Source organism: Chitinophaga rhizosphaerae, from assembly GCF_003958645.1.
Classification (GTDB): Bacteria; Bacteroidota; Bacteroidia; order Chitinophagales; family Chitinophagaceae; genus Chitinophaga; species Chitinophaga rhizosphaerae.
Map to the genome: position 1 here is coordinate 76,372 of NZ_RXLO01000009.1, position 22,587 is coordinate 98,958.

The window sequence follows — 22,587 nt, forward strand, 5'->3', positions numbered from 1 at the left end:
TCCGCTAACGGCAAAGCAAATTGAGGATTTTGATGAACCTGCAAAGCATCCGTTCCGCTTTGAATAATCCGCACCCCGGAAGGTATTTTGTTAAAAATTATTCTTTCCACAGGAAGGGGAAGAGGATGAGCGCCAGCGCCACTACCAGCAGGTCCATCCCCGCCAGCATGAGGAACATCCTCCCCAGCCCGGGCTGTACCACCGGCGAAAACGCGCTCTGGGAAACGTTGCTGAGCAAAATCAGGATGGGCATGATCAGCGGGAAACCCATGATCGCCATCAGCGCCGCATTCTGGCTCGCCTGCGCCGCAATAGCCGCCAGCATGGTGAACAGCAGGCTCAGGCTCACCCCTCCCAGGAGCACCACCCCCAGGAAATACCACGGCTTCACCAGCGGGTTCCCCAGGAACATCATGCAGCAAAGCAGCGTCACCCCACTGAACAGCAGCATCAGCAACACATTGTAAATCAGCTTCGCCGCGATGAAATAACGGGGGTGTACCAACGAATAGAAGTACAACAGCCGCCCACGGCTCTCCTGCAGAAAACTCTTCGCCACCGCATTCACGCACACGAAAAGCTGCACCACCCAGAACAACGCATTCCACATCCGCTCCTCCGGCTCCCGCACCATCAAATTGATGACGAACACCGTCGAAAAAACGTACAGGAGTATGCCGAAAAGGGCGTGGCGCTGGCGCCATTCAAGCAGCACATCCTTGCGGACCAGTGCGTAAATCTGGGAAATGGGACTTTTCACAACAGCAAAGATAACTTTGATCCGCCAATTTGAAATCCATTAACTTTAGCGTTTTATCGCAATGCCAAGCATATGAAGAAAATCGTTGTCGCCAACCGGGGAGAGATCGCACTGCGCGTCATGCGCTCTGCCCGCGAGATGGGAATCGCTACCGTAGCCGTTTATTCTGAAGCCGACCGTACCATGCCGTTCGTTCAATATGCAGACGAAGCCGTGTGCATCGGCCCCGCCCCTTCTTCGCAGAGTTATCTGCTGGGCGACCGGATCATCGAAGTAGCGAAATCCACCGGCGCCGACGCCATCCATCCCGGTTACGGATTCCTCAGCGAAAACGCCAAATTCGCGCAGGCCGTAGCCGATGCAGGGCTTATCTTCATCGGGCCATCCGCTTCCAGCATCGAAACGATGGGCAGCAAACTCGCCGCCAAACAGGCCGCGCAGAAATTCGGCGTCCCCATGGTGCCCGGCACCGAAACACCGCTTACGAGCATCGACGAAGCCAGGGAAGTGGTCAAAAAAACCGGTTTCCCGATTCTGATCAAGGCTTCCGCCGGCGGCGGCGGCAAAGGCATGCGCGTGGTGGAAAAGGAAAGCGAACTGGAAGAACAGATCAGGCTGGCCAAAAGCGAAGCCCTCAGCGCCTTCGGCGACGATGCCGTTTTCATCGAAAAATATGTGGGATCGCCCCGGCATATCGAGATCCAGGTGTTGGGAGACCAGCACGGCAACCTGGTGTACCTCTTCGAACGCGAATGTTCCATCCAGCGCCGCCACCAGAAACTGATCGAAGAAGCCCCCTCCTCCTGCCTCACTCCGGACGTCCGGCAGGCCATGGGCCAGTGCGCGGTTGACGTGGCTCGCGCCTGTAACTATTATGGGGCGGGCACGGTGGAATTTCTCGTCGACGAAAAACTGAATTTCTATTTCCTCGAAATGAATACCCGCCTGCAGGTGGAACACCCCGTCACGGAAATGATCACGGGGCTCGACCTGGTGAAGGAACAAATCCGCGTAGCCCGCGGAGAAAAACTCCCTTTCGGGCAGAACGACTTGACAATCAACGGCCACGCCATCGAGCTGCGGCTTTGCGCGGAAGATCCGGCCAATAATTTCCTGCCCGATACCGGCAGACTGGAAACGTATATCCGGCCGCAGGGCCCCGGCGTAAGGGTGGATGACGGGTATGAAGCGGGCATGGACATCCCCATTTTTTACGACCCCATGATCTCCAAGCTGATCGCCTGGGGGGCAGACCGGGAGGAAGCGCGCCTGCGGCTGATCCGCGCTATCGACGAATACCGGGTCACGGGTATTAAGACCACATTACCTTTCGGCAAGTGGGCATTACAGCAGGAGCCGTTCATCGACGGGAATTTTGATACGAATTTCATCGGCCGGTATTTTACGCCACAGGCGCTCGACGCTTCGCCCGACGATGAAGCCGCCCGCGCAGCCGCCATCCTGGCCGCCGTTATTTGGGAACAGCCCGCTGCGGCGCCATTACAGGTGAATGGCAGCGTGAAAGCCCCGTCCCAGTGGAAACAGCGGAGAAAAGCACGTTGATCCGCGGCAAAGGGATGTTAAAATCCGCATTCCGGCCGGAAGAATTCCTTTTTCGTTCGTAGCTTTGCCCCGTTTTTTACGATGAAGCAGTTGATTTTACATATCCTGGCCCTTTTTTACCGGCCGTTCGCGAAGGTGATGCCCTTCCAGACCTTCCGTTACCTGGCATGCGGCGGGGGCAATACCGTGCTGGATATTTTCCTGTTTTTCATTTTCTACAATTTCGTGCTGAAGAAAGCCGTGGTGCAATTGCCTTTTATTGCGCTGAGCCCGCACATTGCGGCGGTGTTCATGGCTTTTCTGGTAAGTTTTCCGACAGGGTTCCTGTTAAATAAATACATTGTTTTTTCCGACTCCAACCTTCGCGGGCGGGTGCAGCTGGCCAGGTACTTTTTGCTGGTGGCGGTTTGCCTGTTGATGAATTACGTGCTGATGAAGCTTTTCGTGGATTACTGCGGCTTCTATCCTACCATCAGTAAAATCCTTACTACGGCCGTTGTCGTATGTTTCAGTTACATCACGCAGAAGAAATTCACGTTCAAGGTGAAGGCAGACCCCGGAAGCCTGGTGGAAACGGAGGCTCAGGCATCTTCTCCCAGCGCGTAACAATGACGGCACCGGGGCTCGTAGTGGTCCTTTTCACCGAGTAAAACCGTTTGCGATCCGGAAGATTTCCGGTAGGAATGTGTGGCAATGTTACCGCATCGCACACAAATGGCATGTAGTTTGGTGATGTAGTCGGCCTTTGCAAGCAAGGCAGGGATAGGCCCGAAAGGTTGCCCGCGGAAGTTCATATCAAGGCCCGCCACGATGACACGGATGCCCTGGAGCGCCAGCTGGTCGCACACATTGGGCAACTCTGCATCAAAAAACTGGGCCTCGTCGATACCGACTACGTCTACCCCTTGCCCCAGCAGCAGGATTTGTTGCGAACTTTCGACAGGTGTGGAAAGGATACGCGATTCGTTGTGAGACACGATATGTTCATCATCGTACCGGACGTCCATCGCAGGTTTAAAAATCTCGACGGTCAGGTTAGCGATCTTCGCACGTTTCAGCCGGCGGATCAGTTCTTCCGTTTTACCGGAAAACATCGATCCGCAAATCACTTCGATCCATCCTCTCCGGCCTCCCGCAAGCGAAGGTTCAATAAACATATTGTACTATTTTGATAAACAAGTGGTTAAAAAAGTATAACTTAGTTGCAAATAAAATAATTTTTTGCGGACTACGTTATCATCACAGATTTACGGAACAAAATTCAATTAACGCATGGAAAAGATATATGCCTTAATTGACAAACTGCAGGAACTGAAAAACTCGGCCGGCAGTTTGCAATCCATGTCCTACTACACACAGTTGCTGCAGGCGGAGATCCTCCACCAGCGGAGCCTTCAGAAACAACAGGAGCACGCTTCCCATGGTCACGTTGCCGTGATCATGCCGGCGCACGTCCATGTTGCAGAACATATCCCTGAACCGGTACCCGCTCCCCCGCCTCCCGCACCTGTTGCCGCTGCTCCCGCCGCGGTTGCACCTCCCGTTGCGGCGCCGTCTTCCAACGGCCATGCCAATGGATACGCGCCCGATCGCGTGCCGGTGAAACAGCCGAGCCGCCCGGCGGAGAAACCCGCCGCCAGCGTCACCCTTTTCGACCCGCCGGTCCCCACACCGGCCCAGCCCGTGCAACAGCCTGTTCAACAACAGTTTGCACAACCGCAGCCCGTGCAGCAACCGCCCGCTCCGGCGCCCGAAGGCAATGGCATCCGCCGCGATCTCAACGAACTGGTAGGCAAGCCTGCCGCTTCGCTGAACGACCGTTTCAGCAGTAAAAACATGGAAGTGGGAGAAAAGATCGGCAATATGGGCGTGCCCGACCTGAAAAGCGCGATCGGCATCAACGACAAGTTCCAGTTCATGCATGAACTTTTCCGCGGCGATAAAGATCATTACGAGCGTTCGGTGAAAACCATCAACGAATGCCAGTCGCTGCAGGAAGCCGAATACTGGATCGAACGGGAGCTGAAGATCAAGCTGGGATGGGACGAATCCGATGCCGTGGCACAGCACTTCTACTCGCTCGTCAGGAAGCGTTTCTCCTGAATATAGCCCATGATTTTCCCCGTCGCCCCCTTGTGGTCTTCCACGAACCGGGCGGCGATTTCCGCGGCCTGTCCATAATAAAAGGGATCGTTGAGTGCCGTGATCGCCTTCGACAGCTCATCCGCGCCCTGCACCACGATGGCCCCTCTCAGCTGCACGAGCATTATGGCTTCGTGGAACTGGTGATAAATAGGCCCGATGATCACCGGCCGGCCATAAGTAGCCGGTTCCAGGAGGTTATGAATCCCCGCTTTCCCGAATCCCCCGCCCACAAAAGCGATGCGGCCGTACCGGTACAGGGCGGACAGCATCCCTACGTTATCGATCACCAACACATCCGGCTGGCGGCCGTTTAGCTGCGAGAAACGCACGGCGTCGGGAAAAAGTGACTGAATTTTATCGAGATGGGCGGCATGGATTTCATGGGGCGCCAGAATTAGCTGACGGCCTTCCTTCCCGCCGCCGTACCACCATTTGGCCAGGGCTTCTTCATCGGCCTCCCAGGTACTGCCGGCCACGAGCACTTTTTCCACCCGCAGCGCCGCTTCGATGGCGGGCAGCCTCACGGGGTTTTGGCGGAGCGCCCAAACGCGGTCGAACCGGGTATCCCCCGCCAACGTCACCTGCCGGATGCCGATGTTATGCAGCAGGCGGATGGAAGTCTCGTTCTGGACGAAAAGGTGGTCCATTTTCTTGAGCAAATCCCGGAACATGCCGCCATATGCCTTGAAAAAGAGCTGTTTAGGACGAAAAATACCGGATATGAGGAGAACGGGGACCTGCCGGGCGTAAAGGGCCTGCAGGAAATGGAACCAGAATTCGTATTTGATGAAAATAGCCAGTTGGGGGCGCACCTGGCCGAGGAACCGGGCTGCATTGGCCGGGGTATCGAGCGGGAGATAGCAGATAAAATCCGCTCCAGGCCAGTTTTTACGGACTTCGTAACCGGATGGCGAAAAAAAGGTCAGCACAATGCGGTGATCGGGATATTCCGTACGGAGGGCGTCCAGGATAGGCCTCCCCTGCTCGAATTCCCCCAGCGAGGCGGCGTGCACCCAAATTGCCGGTTTGGGGCTGGCCATGGCGGATTCCAATCCGGGCCAAAGCCGCTCCCGGCCGTCGATCCAGGCTTTCGCCTTTGCTTTTCCGGCCTTCGCGGCCAGTCCTACCACGGCCCGGTACATCCGGATGCCCATGTTATACAGAAAAATCGATACGCCCACGTTATTGAACTTTAACCAGATAAAAACTATTTGCCCTGCAAAGATAGTCTCTGCAGCCTAACCCAAAATTTGTAAATTTGCCCTCTCATAAAAAGACATCGTTCATGGTCCCAATTCAGATGGTGGATTTAAAACGCCAATACAATAAAATAAAGCCCGAGGTAGACGCAGCCATGCTGGAAGTGCTGAACGGCGCCGCATTCATTAACGGAGCCCCCGTCCAGCATTTCGCACAGGAACTGGGGCAATACCTGGGGACCAGGCATGTCATCCCCTGTGCCAACGGGACGGACGCCCTTCAGATCGCCATGATGGCGCTGGGGCTTCAGCCCGGAGACGAGGTGATCACCCCGTCTTTCACTTTCATCGCTACCGCCGAAGTGATTGCCCTGCTGCAACTGAAGCCGGTGTTCGTAGATATCGACCCAAAAACATATTGCATTGATCCTCAGGCGATTGAAAAGGCGATTACGCCGAAAACGAAAGCCATCGTGCCGGTTCACCTTTACGGTCACAGCGCGGAAATGGACAGCATCATGGAAATCGCCGAAAAACACGGCCTTTATGTGATCGAAGACAATGCCCAGGCCATCGGCAGCGATTATACCACGAAAAATGGCGTTACCAAAAAGGCAGGGACTTTCGGCCACATCGGCTGCACTTCTTTCTTCCCCAGCAAAAACCTGGGATGCTATGGCGACGGCGGCGCGCTCTTTACCGACGACGATGCCCTGGCGGCGAAGATCCGCATGGTAGCCAACCACGGCCAGTCTGCCCGTTATTACCACGACGTAGTGGGCGTCAACAGCCGGCTGGATACCCTGCAGGCCGTGGTGCTCCGCATCAAGCTGCAACAGCTCGACCAATACATCGCCGCACGCCGCGAAGTGGCAGCTGCTTACGACAAGGCTTTCGCGGGCAACAAATATATCGTCACGCCCTACCAGGCGCCTAACCAGGTGCACGTGTTCCACCAGTATACGCTCCAGATCGAAGGGAAAGACCGCAACGAATTACAGGCCTTCCTGGCCGGGCAAAAAGTGCCGGCAATGATCTATTACCCCGTGCCCGGGCATCGTCAGAAAATGTTCGAGGGCATGACCGAAACCCATCAACACCTTCCTGTTACCGATACACTGACCACCAAGGTCATCTCACTTCCCATTCATACAGAAATGGACGCAGACCAACTGAATCACATCATTGAATCCGTTCTTTCATTCTTAAAATGATCCCCCATGAAAATTACAGTGGTTGGCACCGGTTATGTTGGTCTTGTGACCGGCACCTGTTTTGCTGAAACGGGCAACAACGTTACCTGTGTCGACATCGATGCCGGCAAAGTGGCGAAACTCGCCGCCGGACAGATTACTATTTACGAGCCAGGTTTGGAAAAATTGTTCGAGCGCAATCTCAAGGAAGGCCGCCTGCAGTTCACGACCCAACTCAAGGAAGGCGTGAGCGAAGCCGACGTGATTTTCCTCGCGCTCCCTACCCCTCCGGGTGAAGACGGCTCCGCCGATCTTTCCTACATCCTGAAAGTTGCCGATCAACTGGGTTACATCCTGGATGATTACAAAGTGATCGTCGATAAGAGCACGGTACCGGTTGGTACGGCCGACAAAGTGCGCGACGCCATCGCCAGGAATGCGAAAGTGGAATTCGATGTGGTGTCTAACCCGGAATTCCTCCGCGAAGGCGTGGCTGTGGAAGATTTCATGAAGCCCGACCGCGTCGTGATCGGAACATCTTCGGAAAGGGCCCGCAAGGTGATGGGAGAACTGTACGCTCCTTACGTTCGCCAGGGCAACCCGGTGATCTTCATGGACGAAAAATCCGCCGAGCTGACCAAGTACGCGGCCAATTCGTTCCTCGCCACCAAGATTTCCTTCATGAACGAGATCGCCATCCTCTGCGAGCGCCTGGGCGCAGACGTAGACATGGTGCGCCGCGGTATCGGTAGCGACGACCGTATCGGCAAGCGCTTCCTCTTCCCCGGCATCGGGTACGGCGGCAGCTGTTTCCCGAAAGACGTGCAGGCGCTGGTAAAATCTTCGCAGGATGCAGATTATGATTTCCGCATCCTCAATGCCGTGATGGATGTGAACGAACAACAGAAAGTGTTTCTCCTTCCCAAGATCGAAGCGTATTTCGACAACGATCTGAAAGGAAAGCATTTCGCGCTGTGGGGCCTTGCCTTCAAACCCAATACGGACGACATCCGCGAAGCACCCGCATTATACATCATCGACCGGTTGCTGGCGGCGGGCGCTACCGTTTCCGCTTTCGACCCGGAAGCCATGAACAACGTGAAACAATTGATCGGCGACCGCATCCGTTACGTGGACCATCAATATGAAGCATTGGAAAATGCCGATGCGCTGATCATTGCCACGGAATGGAGCGTATTCCGTACGCCCGACTTCGACAAGATCCGTACCCACCTCAAAGATCAGGTAATCTTCGACGGCCGGAACCTGTTCGATGTACCCAGGATGCAGGAACTCGGTTTCCATTATGAAAGTGTAGGAAGACAAGCCGTTACCCGTTTAAACTCTGTAGTAAAATGACAAAAAAACGCGTGCTCATCACAGGTGCAGCGGGGTTCCTCGGTTCCCACCTTTGTGATCGCTTCATCAAAGAAGGATTTCATGTGATCGGGATGGACAACCTCCTCACCGGCAACATCAAGAACATCGAACACCTTTTTCCTTTAAAGGAATTCGAATATTTCCATCATGATGTGACCAAGTTCGTCCATGTCCCCGGCGAACTGGATTACATCCTGCATTTCGCTTCACCCGCCAGTCCGATCGATTATCTGAAGATGCCGATCCAGACGCTGAAAGTGGGTTCCCTGGGCACGCATAACCTGCTGGGGCTGGCCAAGGAAAAGAATGCCCGCATCCTCGTGGCCTCCACTTCCGAGGTATATGGCGATCCCAACGTTCACCCGCAGCCCGAAGAATACTGGGGCAATGTGAACCCCGTGGGCCCGCGCGGCGTGTACGACGAAGCCAAGCGCTTTATGGAATCCATCACCATGGCTTATCACAACTTCCATGGCGTGGATACCCGCATCATCCGGATCTTCAACACCTACGGCCCGCGCATGCGGCTCGACGACGGCCGCGCATTGCCGGCGTTCATGAGCCAGGCGCTTACCGGGCAGGACCTCACCGTTTTCGGCGACGGCTCGCAAACACGTTCCTTCTGCTACGTGGCCGACCTCGTGGAAGGTATTTTCCGCCTGCTGATGAGCGATTACCATATGCCCGTCAACATTGGCAACCCGGCAGAAATCACCTTGCTGGAATTCGCGGAAGAGATCATCAAACTGACAGGTACCAAACAGAAAATCGTTTTCCAGCCGCTGCCGAAAGACGATCCGAAACAACGCAAGCCCGACATTACCAAGGCGAAAGCATTGCTCGGATGGGAACCGAAGGTAGACCGTGCAGAGGGACTGAAAATCACCTACGAGTATTTCAAACAGGCGCTCGGGAAAACCTGAGCCAATAAACGCCATATGAAGAAAACCATTTTGATTACAGGGGGAGCCGGTTTTATCGGCTCCCATGTAGTCAGGTTATTCGTCAACAAATATCCTGACTATCAGATTGTGAACGGAGACGCCCTGACTTATGCCGGTAACCTGGAGAATCTGAACGATGTGCAGGATAAGCCCAACTATACATTCGAAAAAGTAGATATCACCGACGAAACCGCCATCAACGCGCTTTTCGAAAAGTACGCCTTCAGCGGCATCATCCACCTCGCCGCAGAAAGCCATGTAGACCGTTCGATCCAGGACCCGCTGACGTTTATCCGCACCAACGTACTGGGTACCGCCGTGCTGCTGAACGCTGCGCGTAAATACTGGAAAGACGCCATGGACGGGAAACGCTTCTACCATGTGTCTACAGACGAAGTATATGGTTCCCTCGGCGAAGAAGGCTTCTTCACGGAAGAGACCGCCTACGATCCCCGGTCGCCCTACTCCGCTTCCAAAGCCAGTTCAGACCACTTTGTGCGGGCGTATTTTCACACCTACCATCTCCCGGTTGTGTTGAGCAACTGTTCCAACAACTACGGCTCCCATCACTTCCCGGAAAAACTTATCCCGCTGGCCATTCACAACATCCGTAACAATAAGCCCATCCCCGTTTACGGGACCGGCGAAAACGTGCGCGACTGGCTCTTCGTGGACGATCACGCCCGCGCCATCGATACCATTTTCCATAATGGCGTAACCGGCGAAACGTACAATATCGGCGGCTTCAACGAGTGGAAGAACATCGACCTCATCCGCCTCCTTTGCAAGATCATGGACAGCAAACTGGGCCGCGAACCGGGCACTTCCGCACAGCTGATCACTTTCGTGAAAGACCGCGCAGGCCACGATCAACGCTATGCGATAGACGCCTCCAAGCTCAACAAAGCGCTGGGCTGGGCGCCCAGCCTGCAGTTCGAGGAAGGATTGGAAAAGACGGTAGACTGGTACCTGGCCAACCAGGATTGGTTGGACCATGTGACCAGCGGCGCTTATAAAAAATATTACGAAGAACAATACCAACAACGATAATGCCTTTAACCGCCACCGGCTTTCCCGGACTATATGTTTTCGAACCCATTGTGCATACCGATGCACGCGGGTATTTTTTCGAAAGTTACAATGCCAATACGTTTCGGGAAGAAGGCCTGGATTTCCAGTTCCGGCAAGACAACCAGGCGCGCTCTACTTATGGTGTATTGCGCGGGCTGCACTACCAATTGGACCCATATTCCCAAACAAAACTGATCCGGGTGCTGGAAGGCCGCATTTGGGACGTAGTGGTTGATATCCGTAAAGGGTCGCCCACATACGGGCAAGTATATACCATCGAGCTTTCGGCCGAAAACAAAAAGCAATTGCTGATACCACAGGGGTTTGCACACGGATATTCCGTGCTGAGCCCTACTGCTGAAGTGTTCTACAAATGCGATAATTTCTATCACAAGGCGAGCGAAGGCGGCATCCGTTACGACGATCCCTCGCTGAACATCGACTGGGGCTTCCCCCTGGCCGATGCCATTATTTCCGGGAAAGACGCGGATTTGCCGCTGCTGGCAGACTGCCGGCATAATTTCACCTTCCAGCCTTAAAAAAAGACGCCATGAAAAAAATACTGGTAACCGGTGCCAAAGGTCAGCTAGGCCTGTCTATGCAAGCCGTTTCCGCCAAATTCCCCGACTTCCAGCTGGTGCTGGCCGACCGTGAAACGCTCGACGTCACCGATGCCGACGCCGTTGCCGGTTTCCTGGACAGCCAGGAGATCGACGGAGTGGTGAACTGTGCCGCCTATACGGCTGTTGACCAGGCGGAAACCGACGAAGAAGCGGCTTTCCTGCTTAATTTCCAGGCCGCCCTGCAGCTTGCCGAAGCCGCCCAGGCGAAGGGTATCGCCTTCATCCAGGTGTCTACCGATTACGTGTTCGACGGCCGTCAGAACCGCCCTTACACCGAAAGCGACGATGCCTCACCGCAGAGCATCTACGGTGCGTCCAAACTCCGTGGCGAAGCGGCGGTGCTGGGCTCCTATCCCAACGCTATTGTAGTGCGGACCTCGTGGCTGTATTCGCGTTTTGGCGTGAATTTCGTACAGCGCATGCAGGAACTGATGAAGGAAAAGGAAAGCCTCAGCGTAGTGTTCGACCAGACCGGCACGCCTACCTATGCGCCCGACCTGGCGGAAGCCATCTTCACGATACTCTCCCACCCCGCCCCCGAAGGCGGCGTGTACCATTACAGCAATGAAGGGGTAGCCACCTGGTACGATTTCGCGGTAGCGATCCGGGAACTGACCGGCGCGGCCTGTAAAGTGCAGCCCATCACCTCCGATCAATACCCTACACCGGCGCCACGCCCGGCTTACAGTGTATTGAACAAAGGCAAGATCAAAGCGGCTTTCGGACTGGAGATCCCTTACTGGAAAGACAGTTTGGCAGTATGCCTGGGAAAATAGTCCGCTAAGCGACTATTTTCCCATCCTTCATGACGAGTTGCCGGTCGCTGAGCGTGGCCAGTTCCTCGTTATGGGTAACGATAATAAAAGTTTGACCGAACTGGTCGCGGAGCTGCAGAAAGAGTTGATGCAGCTCTTTTGCATTGTGGGAGTCGAGGTTGCCGGTGGGCTCGTCTGCCATTACCACATCGGGGTTGTTGATGAGAGCCCTGGCAACGGCCACGCGCTGCTGTTCGCCGCCGGAAAGCTGCGTGGGGCGGTGATGGAGGCGATCTTTGAGGCCGAGCGTTTCAAGCAGGTATTCCGCCCTTTCGCGCACTTCGTTTTTACGGGTGCCGGCGATAAAACCTGGGATACACACGTTTTCGAGGGCGCTGAATTCGGGCAGCAGGTGGTGGAACTGGAAAATAAAGCCGATATGGCGGTTCCTGAAATCTGCCAATGCATCGCCTGCCAAATGGCTGGTTAGCACATCGTTAATGAAGATTTCCCCGCCGGAAGGCGCATCCAGCGTACCGAGGATATGCAGCAACGTGCTTTTCCCTGCGCCAGACGACCCTACGATCGTGACGATCTCCCCTTTACTGACAGAAATATCCACCCCCCTCAAAACAGGCAGGTTGGAATAATTTTTGGTGACATTGCGAGCAACAAGCATAACCGAACGATAAATAACCGTTAAAATAGTAATAGTTGTTTATTTCAAATTAAATAATACTTTTGCGAAAATTTGGAAAAGTAAAAATTTATATACGATGTACTGGACCTTAGAACTAGCGTCGTACCTGGAGGATGCTCCATGGCCGGCCACAAAAGACGAGCTCATAGATTACGCCATCCGCTCCGGTGCACCCATCGAAGTTATCGAAAACCTTCAGGAACTGGAGGATGAAGGGGAAATTTATGAGGGCATTGAGGATATTTGGTCAGACTACCCGTCACAAGACGACTTCTTCTTCAACGAAGACGAATACTAAAAGACGCCGTATTCCTGCCCCATTGACATTCGCCCCTTAGCGTATGCCTATGCTGCAAAAAATTAAACCGTCCTGGTGAGCAACTCCCGGGACGGTTTTTATTTTTTTGGCCCGAAGGCGCAAGGCTTATTTTTCCATTTGTTCGATCACGTCGCGAGAAACACCGGTGAAGGAGAAACCGCCGTCGTGGAACAGGTTCTGCATGGTTACCATGCGGGTATAGTCGGAGAACAGGGTAACGGTGTAATCCGCGCACTGGTCGGCGGATGCGTTGCCGAGAGGGCTCATTTTTTCAGCGTAGCTGATGAAGCCGTCGAACCCTTTTACACCGCTGCCTGCGGTAGTACGGGTGGGCGACTGTGAAATGGTGTTGATGCGCACTTTATTCTTCACGCCGTAATGGAAACCGAAGCTCCGGGCGATGGATTCCAGCATGGCCTTGTTGTCTGCCATATCGCTGTAATCCGGGAATACACGCTGAGAAGCGATGTAAGTGAGCGCCACCACGGAGCCCCATTCGCTGATCGCATCCAGCTTGTAAGCCGTCTGCAACACGCGGTGAAGAGACATGGCCGAAATATCGTTCCCTTTATGGAAAAAGTCGTAATCCAGGTCGGTATAGGGTCTTCCTTTGCGAACGTTGACGCTCATCCCGATAGAATGCAGGATAAAGTCAATTTTACCACCGAAATGTTCCATGGACTTGGTGAACAGGTTGTTCAGATCGTCCATGCTGGTGGCGTCTGCAGGTATTACCGGGGCGTTGCAGGTTTCGGCCAGCTTGTTGATCTCCCCCATGCGCATGGCGATGGGAGCGTTCGTCAGCACGATTTGCGCGCCTTCTTCCACACAACGCACGGCTGTTTTCCAGGCAATGGAATTTTCATCCAGCGCACCAAAGATGATCCCTTTCTTCCCTTGTAATAAGTTATGAGCCATTGATTAAAATTTGGGCAAATTTAGCAGTTAAAGTCGAAAATTGAAATCTTATTGCGTAACCATCTCCCGGGCGTTCTCCATCGCCGCCTGCGTAGGCTTCTCCCCGCCCAGCATCTTGGCGATGGCCGTGATCCGCTCTTCCTGCGAAAGCAGCCGCACCCCCGTCTTCACCTTATCATCCACCAACTGCTTGTACACAAAGTAGTGTGCGTCTGCCTTACCCGCCAGTTGCGGCTGGTGGGTGATACAGATCACCTGGTGCCCGCGCGCCAGTTCTTTCATAATGATACCCACCTGCCTGGCGGCTTCGCCCGAAATACCGGTATCGATTTCGTCGAAAATGAGCGTGGGCAATGATACCGAACGCGCCACCAGCGATTTGATGCACAGCATCAAACGGCTAAGTTCCCCGCCCGAGGCCACCTTGCGGATGGGCCCGAACTGGTTGCTGCGGTTGGCGTCGAACTGGAACTCGATCGTATCTTTCCCGAAAGCCTGCAGCGCGCCCTCCGCGATATCCACCCGGATGCGCGCATTGGGCATGCCCACCTGCGCCAGCAAATCGTTCACTTTCGCTTCGAAGGGCGCCGTTTGTGCCTTGCGCTGGTCGGATAGCTTTTGCGCGTCTTTCTCCAGCGATTCCTGGCTTTCGGCCAGTTGCTTTTCAGTTTCGCGGATGCGGTCGTCGAGATTGAGGACGCCGTCCAGTTTTTCCTGCAGCTGGTCGCGGATGGCCAGCAGCGCGGCCGTATCCTGCACACCGTGCTTCTTCAGGAGCTTGTAAGCCAGGGCCAGCCTTTCATTCAGCTGTTCCATCCGCTCACCGTCGAACTGTACGCCGTCGTTGAGGCGCTCCACTTCTGCGGCGAGGTCTTGCAGCTCGAGGTAGCTCGACTGCATCCTTTCGGCGATGGGCGGCACATCTTTATGGAAAGCCGACAGCCCCTGGAGGCTTTGCTGCAACTGGCGGAGCTGTTGGAGGAGGGGTTGTTCGTCTTCCTTCAGCTGGAAATAGATCCGGTTCAGCGTGCCCTTGATCTCTTCGGCGTGGCTCAGCAGCTGCTGTTCGGCTTCGAGCTGTTCTATTTCATTGTCCTGCAGGCTGATATCAAGCAATTCGTCGAGCAGGAACCTGTTGTAATCGGCTTCTTTGTTGGCATTGTCGCGCAGGGCCGTCAATTCCCGCATTTCGCGTTGCAGGCGGGCATAGTGGCTGAACCGCTTGCCGTAGGCCTGCAGGAGCTCCGTATGCCCCGCCAGCGCGTCTACCACTTCGCGCTGGAAGTTGGATTTCTCCAGCTCCAGGGTGTCGAACTGCTGGTGGAGGTCCACGAGGAGGGCGCTCAGTTCCTGGAGTTGGGACAGGTTGACGGGTGTATCGTTGATGAACGCGCGCGATTTGCCGGCGGCGCTGATCTCTCGGCGGATGATCACAGGATCGTCGAGGTCCAGTTCATTGGCCTCGAAAAAGGGTTGCACCTGTGCCGTTTTTACACGGAAAGCGCCTTCTATGACGCACTTCCGGGTTTTATCGAATAGCACGGCCGGGTCTGCCCTTTCTCCCAGGATGAGGCTGAGGGCGCCCAACAGGATAGATTTACCGGCGCCGGTTTCGCCGGTAATGACGTTTAGGTTGCCGGCGAAATCGACTTCCAGCTCGTCGATGATCGCGTAATTCTGAATAACCAGGCGGTATAACATATCAGTGTTGTTCCGTTGTTTTATTTACCGTCGAGCCGGAGCATGCCGGATTTGGCGCGCTGGTCGAGGGAATTTTTGTAATCGTGGCCTTCCATATCGAGGCAGGTCTGGAAGTAAGTCCGGGCTCTCTGTTTGTCGCCCGCTTTTTCATAGATGTACCCGGCCTGGAGCGCCGCCCTTGCGGCAAAATATTCCGGCCGGTTGGTGCCGATCTTGATGGTGGCGTCGTACAGGCGGAGGGCGGCCGAATCGTTCCCCATTTCGTCGTAAATCCGGGCCAGGCGGTAGGCGTATTCCAGCTTTTGTTCCACCAGGGAGAAATCGGTCGTTTTTTTGGACAGGAGCAGGTCGCGCGCTTCGGTATAAAATCCGCCGTCGCTCAGCAACCGGGCTTTCAGCAGTACGGCATTGGGCCATTTGCCGCTTTTGGCTTCCTTCTGTGCCTGTTTGTCGGCGTCAGTTTCCATGTTCCCGCGTTGGGGAACGAGGTTCCGGTAATATTGCGCCTTCGATATGTCGCCTTTCAGGTAATACGCCCAGCTCAGTCGCTGGAGGGCTTCTTTCATATAGAATTTCCCCTTGAAGCCGTTCACGAATTTTTCGAGGTGGGCGATGGCGTCGGCATCGCCGCGTTCGAATTTCATGAGGCCCATGGCGTATTCGCTGTACCAGAGATGTGCGTATTCCGGGCTCGGGCGGCGTTCTTCCAGCACCCGGATGCCCTGGTCGGCTTTCTGGTTGTTGAGGCTCAGGTTGGCCACCATCAGGGCGAAAAGATAGTTATTTTTTGTATCCAGCTGTTTTTTCTCCACGAAATCCCAGAGTTGTTCCGGTTTGTTTTCGATGAACAGCTTGAGGTAGCAGTAGTAATAGTAGGATTCTTCGCGGAAAATATCGGCCACGGGGTCGTGGCTATCGATGACCTGGGAGAGGTTGCCCATCCCCTGTTTGATGCTGCCGCGCAGGCCGAGGATATTGGTGATCCATTTATAGCCTTCGGGGATGGTGCCGAACACGGTTTGCATGGGCCCGAGGATCATTTTATTGGGCAGGAACCCGGGATATTTGCGCTCATTGTCTTTCAGGGTGATGTACGATTTGCGCACTTCCCAGACGGCGTCCCATTTTTCCCCGAATTTCACTTTGATGAGGGCCCACTGGAATTTTACGACGGCCTGTGTGTAGAGGTAAAACGGACTGTCTTCCGGGCCTTCCGCCAGCCTGTCTAGCCGCACGGCGCGCTGCTTCCGTTGCCGGGCGTAGGCATTGGCGTCTTCATTGAAAAACAGGGTGAAGAAATCCGCGTAGTTTTCGATGAAATATGGAAGGAGGTTGTCGGGGTTTTCGCGTTTTTCCGCTTCCAGGAGCCCGATGCCCGTTTGCAAACGCAGCTGCATGATCGCATGATAGGCTTGCTGGCAGCGGCCGTTGAAATCGTACCGGGGCTGCTGCGCGCTCACGGGCACGACTATACTGCATATCAGGGCGAAGAGGAGTATGAAACGCATAGGGGCAAAAATAAGGAACTCCGCGCAATGGATATGCGCGGAGTTCCTAACATGTTATTATTTCGGCTACCGGAACTTAAATGGTTACGGTGGCGTCGAGATCATTATCTACCAAGATACGTCCGCAATGTTCGCAAACGATGATCTTTTTGCGATGGCGGATTTCCGCCTGGCGTTGCGGGGGGATGGCGTTGAAGCAGCCGCCGCAGGAATCGCGCACGACGGTTACCACGGCCAGGCCGTTGCGGTAGTTCTTTCGGATTTTTTCGTAAGCGGCGAGGAGGCGGGCATCCACTTTGGTGCGGGCTTCTTCGCTTTGCTTTTCGAACCCTTTTTCTTCTTTTTCGGTTTCGCCGATGATTTTCTCCAGTTCCCCTTTCTTATGTTTCAGGTTGGTTTCCTTGTCGCCGATGGTGCGCTTGGCGACCTCGAGGGAGCGGGATTTTTCCTTGATATCGTCGTTAGCGTCGCGGATGTGCTTTTCCGCCAGTTTGATCTCCAGCTGCTGCATTTCGATCTCTTTGGAGATGGCTTCGAATTCACGGCTGTTCTTCACGTTATCCTGCTGCTTCTCGTATTTCTTGGCCAGCGCTTCCGCGTCTTTGATGGCGTTTTTCTTGGCGGCTACGAAATCCTGGATGCCTTTGATCTCGTCTTCGATATGAGCCAAACGGTGGTTCAGGCCTTCAATCTCATCCTCAAGATCCCGCACTTCGATCGGCAACTCCCCTTTCAGGATCTGGATTTCATCCAACTTGGAATCGATCTTCTGTAAACGCAGTACAGAAACCAGCTTTTCCTCGACGTTGTATTCTTTTACAGTAGCCATGTATTATAAATAATTTACCGGGTTTGTGTTGATGGTAGATTTTAGAGGCGCGAAGTTACTAAAATTTTCAGTCAATATATGATAAAATAAGTCTACTGCGAACTGTTCGCTTTCAAAATGTCCGACATCTGCGATAATTAATTGATTTTCAGCATCAAAAAATTCATGGTATTTAAAATCGGCCGAAATGTAGGCATCCGCCCCGGCGCTCCGGGCCTGCCGGAGCAGGAAACTCCCCGCACCGCCGCACACCGCCACTTTCCGTACATTTTTGCCCCGGAGGGGGGTATAGCGCACGCAACCCGTCCGGAAACGCTCCTTTACCATCCGGAGAAAAGCCATTTCGTCCATCCCTTCCGGCAGTTCGCCGATCAGCCCCGATCCCACTTCGGCCCAGCGGTTTTCCAGCTTCACCACGTCGTACGCCACCTCCTCGTAAGGATGCGCCTTATGCAGGGCGGCCGTCACCGCTCCCTCCAGCTGCGCCGGGAATATGACCTCCACCTTCACTTCCGCCTCGCCATGCCGCTCGCCGGGCTTGCCGGCGAAGGGGTCAGTTCCCTCGCCTCCCTTGAAAGTGCCCGTTCCTTCATGGTAAAAGCTGCATTCGCTGTAGTTGCCGATATGCCCCGCCCCCGCGGCAAACAGCGCATCCTGCACCGCCGGCGCGTGCCCGGCCGGCACAAAGGTGTACAACTTGCGCAAAAGGCCGGGTTTCGGGTCGAGGACGCGGGTTTTCTCCAGCCCCAGCTGCTTTGCCATCATGGCGCTGACGCCGGCGCGCACATTATCGAGGTTCGTATGGGCGGCATACACCGCAATATCGTTCTTGATGGCCTTGATCGCCACCCTTTCCACGTAATTGCGGCCCGTGATGCGCTTCAGTCCCCCGAAAACGATCGGGTGATGCGCGATCACCAGGTTGCAACCCTTTTCGATGGCTTCGTCGATCACCGCCTCGGTAACGTCCAGCGTGAGGAGCACGCCTTTCGCTTCCCATCCGGCATGGCCGAACAACAGCCCCGCATTATCATAACTTTCCTGGTAAGCCGGCGGCGCAAACCGCTCGATCACTTGTATGATGGATTGAATCGTCATATCTTCAAGATAGTCAACATTCCGCATCCGCAATTGCTGGCGCGGATTAGTTGATTAGATTTGTAAAATAAACCGCTTTTCATGACAGTGCAAAAAACTTCAGCAGACCTTTACCAGGACTATACCGCCCGGATGCAGCAAATCGCAGATGTACGCAATTCCGTGTCCATCCTCGGATGGGACCAGGAAACCTACCTCCCCGAAAAAGGCGCGGAATTCCGCGGCCGCCAGATCACCACACTCAGCACCATCTCCCACGAACTGTCTACCGCCCCCGCCCTCGGCGATCTCCTGCAGGAACTGAAAAACCGCCAGGACCTCGACGACGTGCAGCGCCGCAACGTGGAACTGTCTGCCGAAGACTTCGAAAAACAGCGGAAATATCCCGGTCCCTTCGTAGCCGAGCTCTCTACCGCCTCCAACGCCGCCTATCATGCCTGGATCAAATCCCGCAAGGAAAAAGACTTTTCCGTGTTCGAACCGCTGCTGGCCAAAATGGTGGAACTGAAGAAAAAGGAGGCAGACATCCTCGGATATACCGGCCACCCTTACGACGCGCTCCTCAATGAATACGAAAAAGGCGCCGACGTAGCCATGCTCGACGCCATCTTCCGGGACGTGCGCCAGTCGCTCCACCCCCTGCTGCAGCAAATTGCCCTCCAAACCCCGCCAGACAAGAAGTTCCTGAACCGGCTCTACCCCAAAGACCAGCAATGGCAATTCGGGATCGATATCCTCAAAGCCATGGGCTACGATTTCGGGGCGGGCAGGCAGGATGTGTCCGAACACCCTTTCACCACGAGCTTCAACCCGCTGGACGTCCGCGTGACCACGCGCATCGACGAGCAGGACCTCGGCAATATGACCTGGAGCTGCATCCACGAGGGCGGCCATGCCCTGTACGAACAGGGCTTGCCCGTGGAACAGTATGGCCTTCCCTGCGGCGAAGCGGCCAGCCTGGGCATCCACGAATCGCAAAGCCGGCTCTGGGAGAACAATGTAGGCAGGAGCCTCATTTTCTGGCAGAAACATTACGGCCACCTGCAAGGGCTGTTCCGCGCCAACCTGCAAGCCGTTCCCATCATGGATTTCTATAAAGCCATCAACCAGGTGCAGCCCTCGCTGATCCGTACCGAAGCCGATGAGCTCACCTACCATTTCCATATCATGATCCGATACGAGATCGAAAAGGGGCTGATCGGCGGGGAATTGCGGACCAAAGACCTCCGCGACATCTGGAACCAATACTATCTCGATTTCCTCAACGTGAAAGTGACGGACGATATGCACGGGGTCCTGCAAGACATTCACTGGAGCCACGGCGCCTTCGGATACTTCCCTACGTATTCGCTCGGCAGTTTTTATGCGGCGCAGTTCTTTTCCGCCGCCCGCAAGCAGATCACGGGGCTGGACAATGCCATCGCCGACGGCCGGTACAACGGGCTGCTGCTTTGGTTGCGGGACAATATCCACCGTCACGGCAGGTATTACACTTCCAACGAGTTATGTGAAAAAGTGACGGGCGAGAAGCTCAATTTCAAACATTTCATGGCGTACGCGCAGGAGAAATACGGGAAGATGTATAATCTGGGGGCGTGAAATTCCTTCCGGAAGTAAACAGGATCATTCAAATCATCATTCCGATAGATTAAAAAAGGGGCACTTCAATATGAAGTGCCCCTTTTTCATTTATTTCATCGCTTTGCGGAATTCTTCCGGTGTTACGGTCCCGGATTTCCGCCAGACTTCCTTGCCATTCCTGTACAGGATGAAAGTGGGCAATTCGGTGGCGTTGATGGATTTCATGACATCGGTGTCGTTTCCGCCGTCGACGTTCAGTATTTTGATTTTCTTTTCTTCGGTGAACTGTTTCACGACGGGCGCCATTTTGCGGCAGGGCGGGCACCATTCGGCGCCAACGTCTACAAGGATCCACTGGCTGCCGGAGATGGCCTGTTCGTAATGGTCCATACGCATTTGCGGGACTTTTTCGCCCCCGGCGATGGGCTTGCTTTCGGCTCTCCAGGCGTTGATGCCGCCGGAAAGGTCGGTCACGTCCTTGAAACCGTTATCTGCCAGCCATTTGGCTGCAGCGCCGCTCCGGCCGCCAACGAGGCAGTATACGAATACGGGTTTGGATTTGTCGAGGGATTTGACGCGATGGGCGAATTCTTCCTTGTTGGTAAAATCGGCCTGGAGCGCGTTGGGCAGGTGGCCGGTCTTGAATTCCCTGGCGGTGCGGACGTCGAGCAGCTGAACGTCTGTCCGGCGGAGGCCTTTTTCAAACATATCGGCCGAAACGGTCTGTTGGGCGTTGGCAAAGGTTACGCTACAGAGCAAAGCGGCAATGGCTATGAAATTTTTCATCGGTTTCCTTGATTGTTTTGTCTTTAACGGCTAATCCATAAAGATACACAATCTGCAGGAAACGTTACGACCGGCGGCGGCCTACGCTGTCGAGCTTCCGGAAATTGATGAACACTTCCCTGCCTGACCTTGCGGGATGCGAGTTATAGCAGGGGGCAAAGGTTTTGAAAGCGAAATACGGTTCGAACATCCTGCGGTAAACCTTGATGCCGCCGCCGAACGGGGGGCCGGGCTCGTCGAACTCGCGGTTATGGATTTCATGACATCGGTGTCGTTTCCGCCGTCGACGTTCAGTATTTTGATTTTCTTTTCTTCGGTGAACTGTTTCACGACGGGCGCCATTTTGCGGCAGGGCGGGCACCATTCGGCGCCAACGTCTACAAGGATCCACTGGCTGCCGGAGATGGCCTGTTCGTAATGGTCCATACGCATTTGCGGGACTTTTTCGCCCCCGGCGATGGGCTTGCTTTCGGCTCTCCAGGCGTTGATGCCGCCGGAAAGGTCGGTCACGTCCTTGAAACCGTTATCTGCCAGCCATTTGGCTGCAGCGCCGCTCCGGCCGCCAACGAGGCAGTATACGAATACGGGTTTGGATTTGTCGAGGGATTTGACGCGATGGGCGAATTCTTCCTTGTTGGTAAAATCGGCCTGGAGCGCGTTGGGCAGGTGGCCGGTCTTGAATTCCCTGGCGGTGCGGACGTCGAGCAGCTGAACGTCTGTCCGGCGGAGGCCTTTTTCAAACATATCGGCCGAAACGGTCTGTTGGGCGTTGGCAAAGGTTACGCTACAGAGCAAAGCGGCAATGGCTATGAAATTTTTCATCGGTTTCCTTGATTGTTTTGTCTTTAACGGCTAATCCATAAAGATACACAATCTGCAGGAAACGTTACGACCGGCGGCGGCCTACGCTGTCGAGCTTCCGGAAATTGATGAACACTTCCCTGCCTGACCTTGCGGGATGCGAGTTATAGCAGGGGGCAAAGGTTTTGAAAGCGAAATACGGTTCGAACATCCTGCGGTAAACCTTGATGCCGCCGCCGAACGGGGGGCCGGGCTCGTCGAACTCGCGGTTGAAGAGCACCCCGACGAGGCGGCCTTCTTCCCAGAGGAGGTCGTACATATGCCGCGCGTAGGCTTGCCGGAGGGCCGGGTCCAGCGCGCAAAGGAAGGTTTGCTCCACGATCAGGTCGTACTCCGCCTCATGCTCGAAGAAATCCCCCGTTTCGAATTTGATCCCGGTCCCGGAGAATTTCTGCTTCAAACGGTCGATGATCACGGAAGAAATATCCAGCACCGTAATATCGCGGAACCCACTGTCCCACAAATACTTGGCTTCATAACTGTTGCCACCGCCCGGGATGAGCACCCGGAGGTTCTTGTTGGGCAGCTGGTCGAAATAGTCCCGCAAAGGGGGTGATACGGTTCCCATGTCCCATTCGGTTTCCCCGCGCTCATAGCGCGCATTCCAATAAGCTTTATCCAATTCAGCCATATCCATTTGGTTTGGAATCCGG

23 protein-coding genes are annotated in these 22,587 nt (G+C 54.7%); 11 read left to right on the forward strand and 12 right to left on the reverse strand.

Translation table 11 applies throughout. The features are described from left to right. Positions 1–97: 97 nt before the first annotated feature. Positions 98–760, reverse strand: a complete 663-nt coding sequence (locus tag EJ361_RS19770) for a heme exporter protein CcmB (RefSeq protein WP_240646686.1) — start codon at positions 758–760, stop codon at positions 98–100. A 72-nt stretch (positions 761–832) separates the two neighbouring features. Between EJ361_RS19770 and accC the strand changes: the two genes are divergently transcribed. Both accC and EJ361_RS19780 read left to right on the forward strand, forming a co-directional pair. Then, a complete protein-coding gene (gene accC, locus EJ361_RS19775; protein WP_126247491.1) occupies positions 833–2,323 on the forward strand; it encodes an acetyl-CoA carboxylase biotin carboxylase subunit in 1,491 nt (496 codons plus the stop codon). A gap of 81 nt (positions 2,324–2,404) precedes the next feature. Continuing rightward, the gene (locus EJ361_RS19780; RefSeq protein ID WP_126247493.1) at positions 2,405–2,929 is read left to right on the forward strand and encodes a GtrA family protein; all 525 of its coding nucleotides are present in this window, start codon (positions 2,405–2,407) and stop codon (positions 2,927–2,929) included. Here EJ361_RS19780 and EJ361_RS19785 read toward each other — a convergent pair. Continuing rightward, a complete protein-coding gene (locus tag EJ361_RS19785; protein ID WP_126247495.1) occupies positions 2,905–3,480 on the reverse strand; it encodes a thymidine kinase in 576 nt (191 codons plus the stop codon). The two genes, EJ361_RS19780 and EJ361_RS19785, sit on opposite strands and share 25 nt — an antisense overlap. A 115-nt stretch (positions 3,481–3,595) precedes the next feature. Here EJ361_RS19785 and EJ361_RS19790 point away from each other — a divergent pair, with 115 nt between their 5' ends. After that, entirely contained in the window at positions 3,596–4,426 is an 831-nt protein-coding gene (locus EJ361_RS19790; RefSeq protein ID WP_126247497.1) for a hypothetical protein, read from the forward strand. Here EJ361_RS19790 and EJ361_RS19795 read toward each other — a convergent pair. Beyond that, positions 4,396–5,649 carry a 3-deoxy-D-manno-octulosonic acid transferase gene (locus EJ361_RS19795; protein ID WP_126247499.1) on the reverse strand — a complete coding sequence of 418 codons (1,254 nt, stop codon included), beginning with the start codon at positions 5,647–5,649 and terminating at the stop codon, positions 4,396–4,398. The two genes, EJ361_RS19790 and EJ361_RS19795, sit on opposite strands and share 31 nt — an antisense overlap. Before the next feature lie 104 nt (positions 5,650–5,753). Between EJ361_RS19795 and EJ361_RS19800 the strand changes: the two genes are divergently transcribed. The 6 genes from EJ361_RS19800 to rfbD are packed head-to-tail and all read left to right on the forward strand — an operon-like array spanning position 5,754 to position 11,654. Then, on the forward strand, positions 5,754–6,881 hold the full coding sequence (locus tag EJ361_RS19800) for a DegT/DnrJ/EryC1/StrS family aminotransferase (RefSeq protein ID WP_126247501.1): 1,128 nt from the start codon (positions 5,754–5,756) through the stop codon (positions 6,879–6,881). 6 nt (positions 6,882–6,887) lie between these two features. After that, the gene (locus tag EJ361_RS19805) at positions 6,888–8,219 is read left to right on the forward strand and encodes a UDP-glucose dehydrogenase family protein (protein ID WP_126247503.1); all 1,332 of its coding nucleotides are present in this window, start codon (positions 6,888–6,890) and stop codon (positions 8,217–8,219) included. Beyond that, the gene (locus EJ361_RS19810; RefSeq protein ID WP_126247505.1) at positions 8,216–9,163 is read left to right on the forward strand and encodes a UDP-glucuronic acid decarboxylase family protein; all 948 of its coding nucleotides are present in this window, start codon (positions 8,216–8,218) and stop codon (positions 9,161–9,163) included. Before EJ361_RS19805 ends, EJ361_RS19810 begins: the two co-directional genes overlap by 4 nt. A 15-nt stretch (positions 9,164–9,178) precedes the next feature. After that, positions 9,179–10,234, forward strand: a complete 1,056-nt coding sequence (gene rfbB, locus EJ361_RS19815; RefSeq protein ID WP_126247507.1) for a dTDP-glucose 4,6-dehydratase — start codon at positions 9,179–9,181, stop codon at positions 10,232–10,234. Continuing rightward, positions 10,234–10,794 (forward strand): dTDP-4-dehydrorhamnose 3,5-epimerase, encoded by a 561-nt coding sequence (rfbC, locus tag EJ361_RS19820; protein ID WP_126247509.1) that lies wholly within the window; start codon positions 10,234–10,236, stop codon positions 10,792–10,794. The genes rfbB and rfbC overlap by 1 nt, the downstream gene beginning before the upstream one ends. Before the next feature lie 11 nt (positions 10,795–10,805). Then, positions 10,806–11,654 carry a dTDP-4-dehydrorhamnose reductase gene (rfbD, locus tag EJ361_RS19825; RefSeq protein WP_126247510.1) on the forward strand — a complete coding sequence of 283 codons (849 nt, stop codon included), beginning with the start codon at positions 10,806–10,808 and terminating at the stop codon, positions 11,652–11,654. Positions 11,655–11,658: 4 nt separating this feature from the next. On the opposite strand, the gene EJ361_RS19830 is transcribed toward rfbD, so the two are convergent. Beyond that, positions 11,659–12,312 (reverse strand): ABC transporter ATP-binding protein, encoded by a 654-nt coding sequence (locus tag EJ361_RS19830; RefSeq protein ID WP_126247512.1) that lies wholly within the window; start codon positions 12,310–12,312, stop codon positions 11,659–11,661. A 97-nt stretch (positions 12,313–12,409) separates the two neighbouring features. Between EJ361_RS19830 and EJ361_RS19835 the strand changes: the two genes are divergently transcribed. After that, positions 12,410–12,631 carry a DUF2795 domain-containing protein gene (locus EJ361_RS19835; protein ID WP_012794455.1) on the forward strand — a complete coding sequence of 74 codons (222 nt, stop codon included), beginning with the start codon at positions 12,410–12,412 and terminating at the stop codon, positions 12,629–12,631. Between the two features lie 126 nt (positions 12,632–12,757). Here EJ361_RS19835 and EJ361_RS19840 read toward each other — a convergent pair whose 3' ends face one another. From EJ361_RS19840 to EJ361_RS19860, 5 genes are all read right to left on the reverse strand, one after another. Next, positions 12,758–13,570 carry an enoyl-ACP reductase FabI gene (locus EJ361_RS19840; protein ID WP_126247514.1) on the reverse strand — a complete coding sequence of 271 codons (813 nt, stop codon included), beginning with the start codon at positions 13,568–13,570 and terminating at the stop codon, positions 12,758–12,760. Between the two features lie 48 nt (positions 13,571–13,618). Continuing rightward, the gene (gene recN / locus EJ361_RS19845; RefSeq protein WP_126247516.1) at positions 13,619–15,271 is read right to left on the reverse strand and encodes a DNA repair protein RecN; all 1,653 of its coding nucleotides are present in this window, start codon (positions 15,269–15,271) and stop codon (positions 13,619–13,621) included. Between the two features lie 20 nt (positions 15,272–15,291). Continuing rightward, complete coding sequence (locus EJ361_RS19850) at positions 15,292–16,779, reverse strand: tetratricopeptide repeat protein (protein WP_126247518.1); 1,488 nt, start codon at positions 16,777–16,779, stop codon at positions 15,292–15,294. Positions 16,780–16,855: 76 nt separating this feature from the next. Beyond that, positions 16,856–17,608: a zinc ribbon domain-containing protein gene (locus EJ361_RS19855; protein WP_126247520.1), complete on the reverse strand. Its 753-nt coding sequence runs from the start codon at positions 17,606–17,608 to the stop codon at positions 16,856–16,858. A 3-nt stretch (positions 17,609–17,611) separates the two neighbouring features. Continuing rightward, a complete protein-coding gene (locus tag EJ361_RS19860; RefSeq protein WP_126247522.1) occupies positions 17,612–18,706 on the reverse strand; it encodes a Nif3-like dinuclear metal center hexameric protein in 1,095 nt (364 codons plus the stop codon). A gap of 81 nt (positions 18,707–18,787) precedes the next feature. On the opposite strand from EJ361_RS19860, the gene EJ361_RS19865 reads away from it, so the two are divergent. Continuing rightward, a complete protein-coding gene (locus EJ361_RS19865; protein ID WP_126247524.1) occupies positions 18,788–20,305 on the forward strand; it encodes a carboxypeptidase M32 in 1,518 nt (505 codons plus the stop codon). A 90-nt stretch (positions 20,306–20,395) separates the two neighbouring features. Here EJ361_RS19865 and EJ361_RS19870 read toward each other — a convergent pair whose 3' ends face one another. The 3 genes from EJ361_RS19870 to EJ361_RS19880 form a co-directional block, all read right to left on the reverse strand. Continuing rightward, entirely contained in the window at positions 20,396–21,073 is a 678-nt protein-coding gene (locus EJ361_RS19870) for a rhodanese-like domain-containing protein (protein WP_126247526.1), read from the reverse strand. 81 nt (positions 21,074–21,154) lie between these two features. After that, complete coding sequence (locus tag EJ361_RS19875; protein ID WP_126247528.1) at positions 21,155–21,895, reverse strand: rhodanese-like domain-containing protein; 741 nt, start codon at positions 21,893–21,895, stop codon at positions 21,155–21,157. 64 nt (positions 21,896–21,959) lie between these two features. After that, positions 21,960–22,565 (reverse strand): methyltransferase domain-containing protein, encoded by a 606-nt coding sequence (locus EJ361_RS19880; RefSeq protein ID WP_126247530.1) that lies wholly within the window; start codon positions 22,563–22,565, stop codon positions 21,960–21,962. Positions 22,566–22,587: the final 22 nt, after the last annotated feature.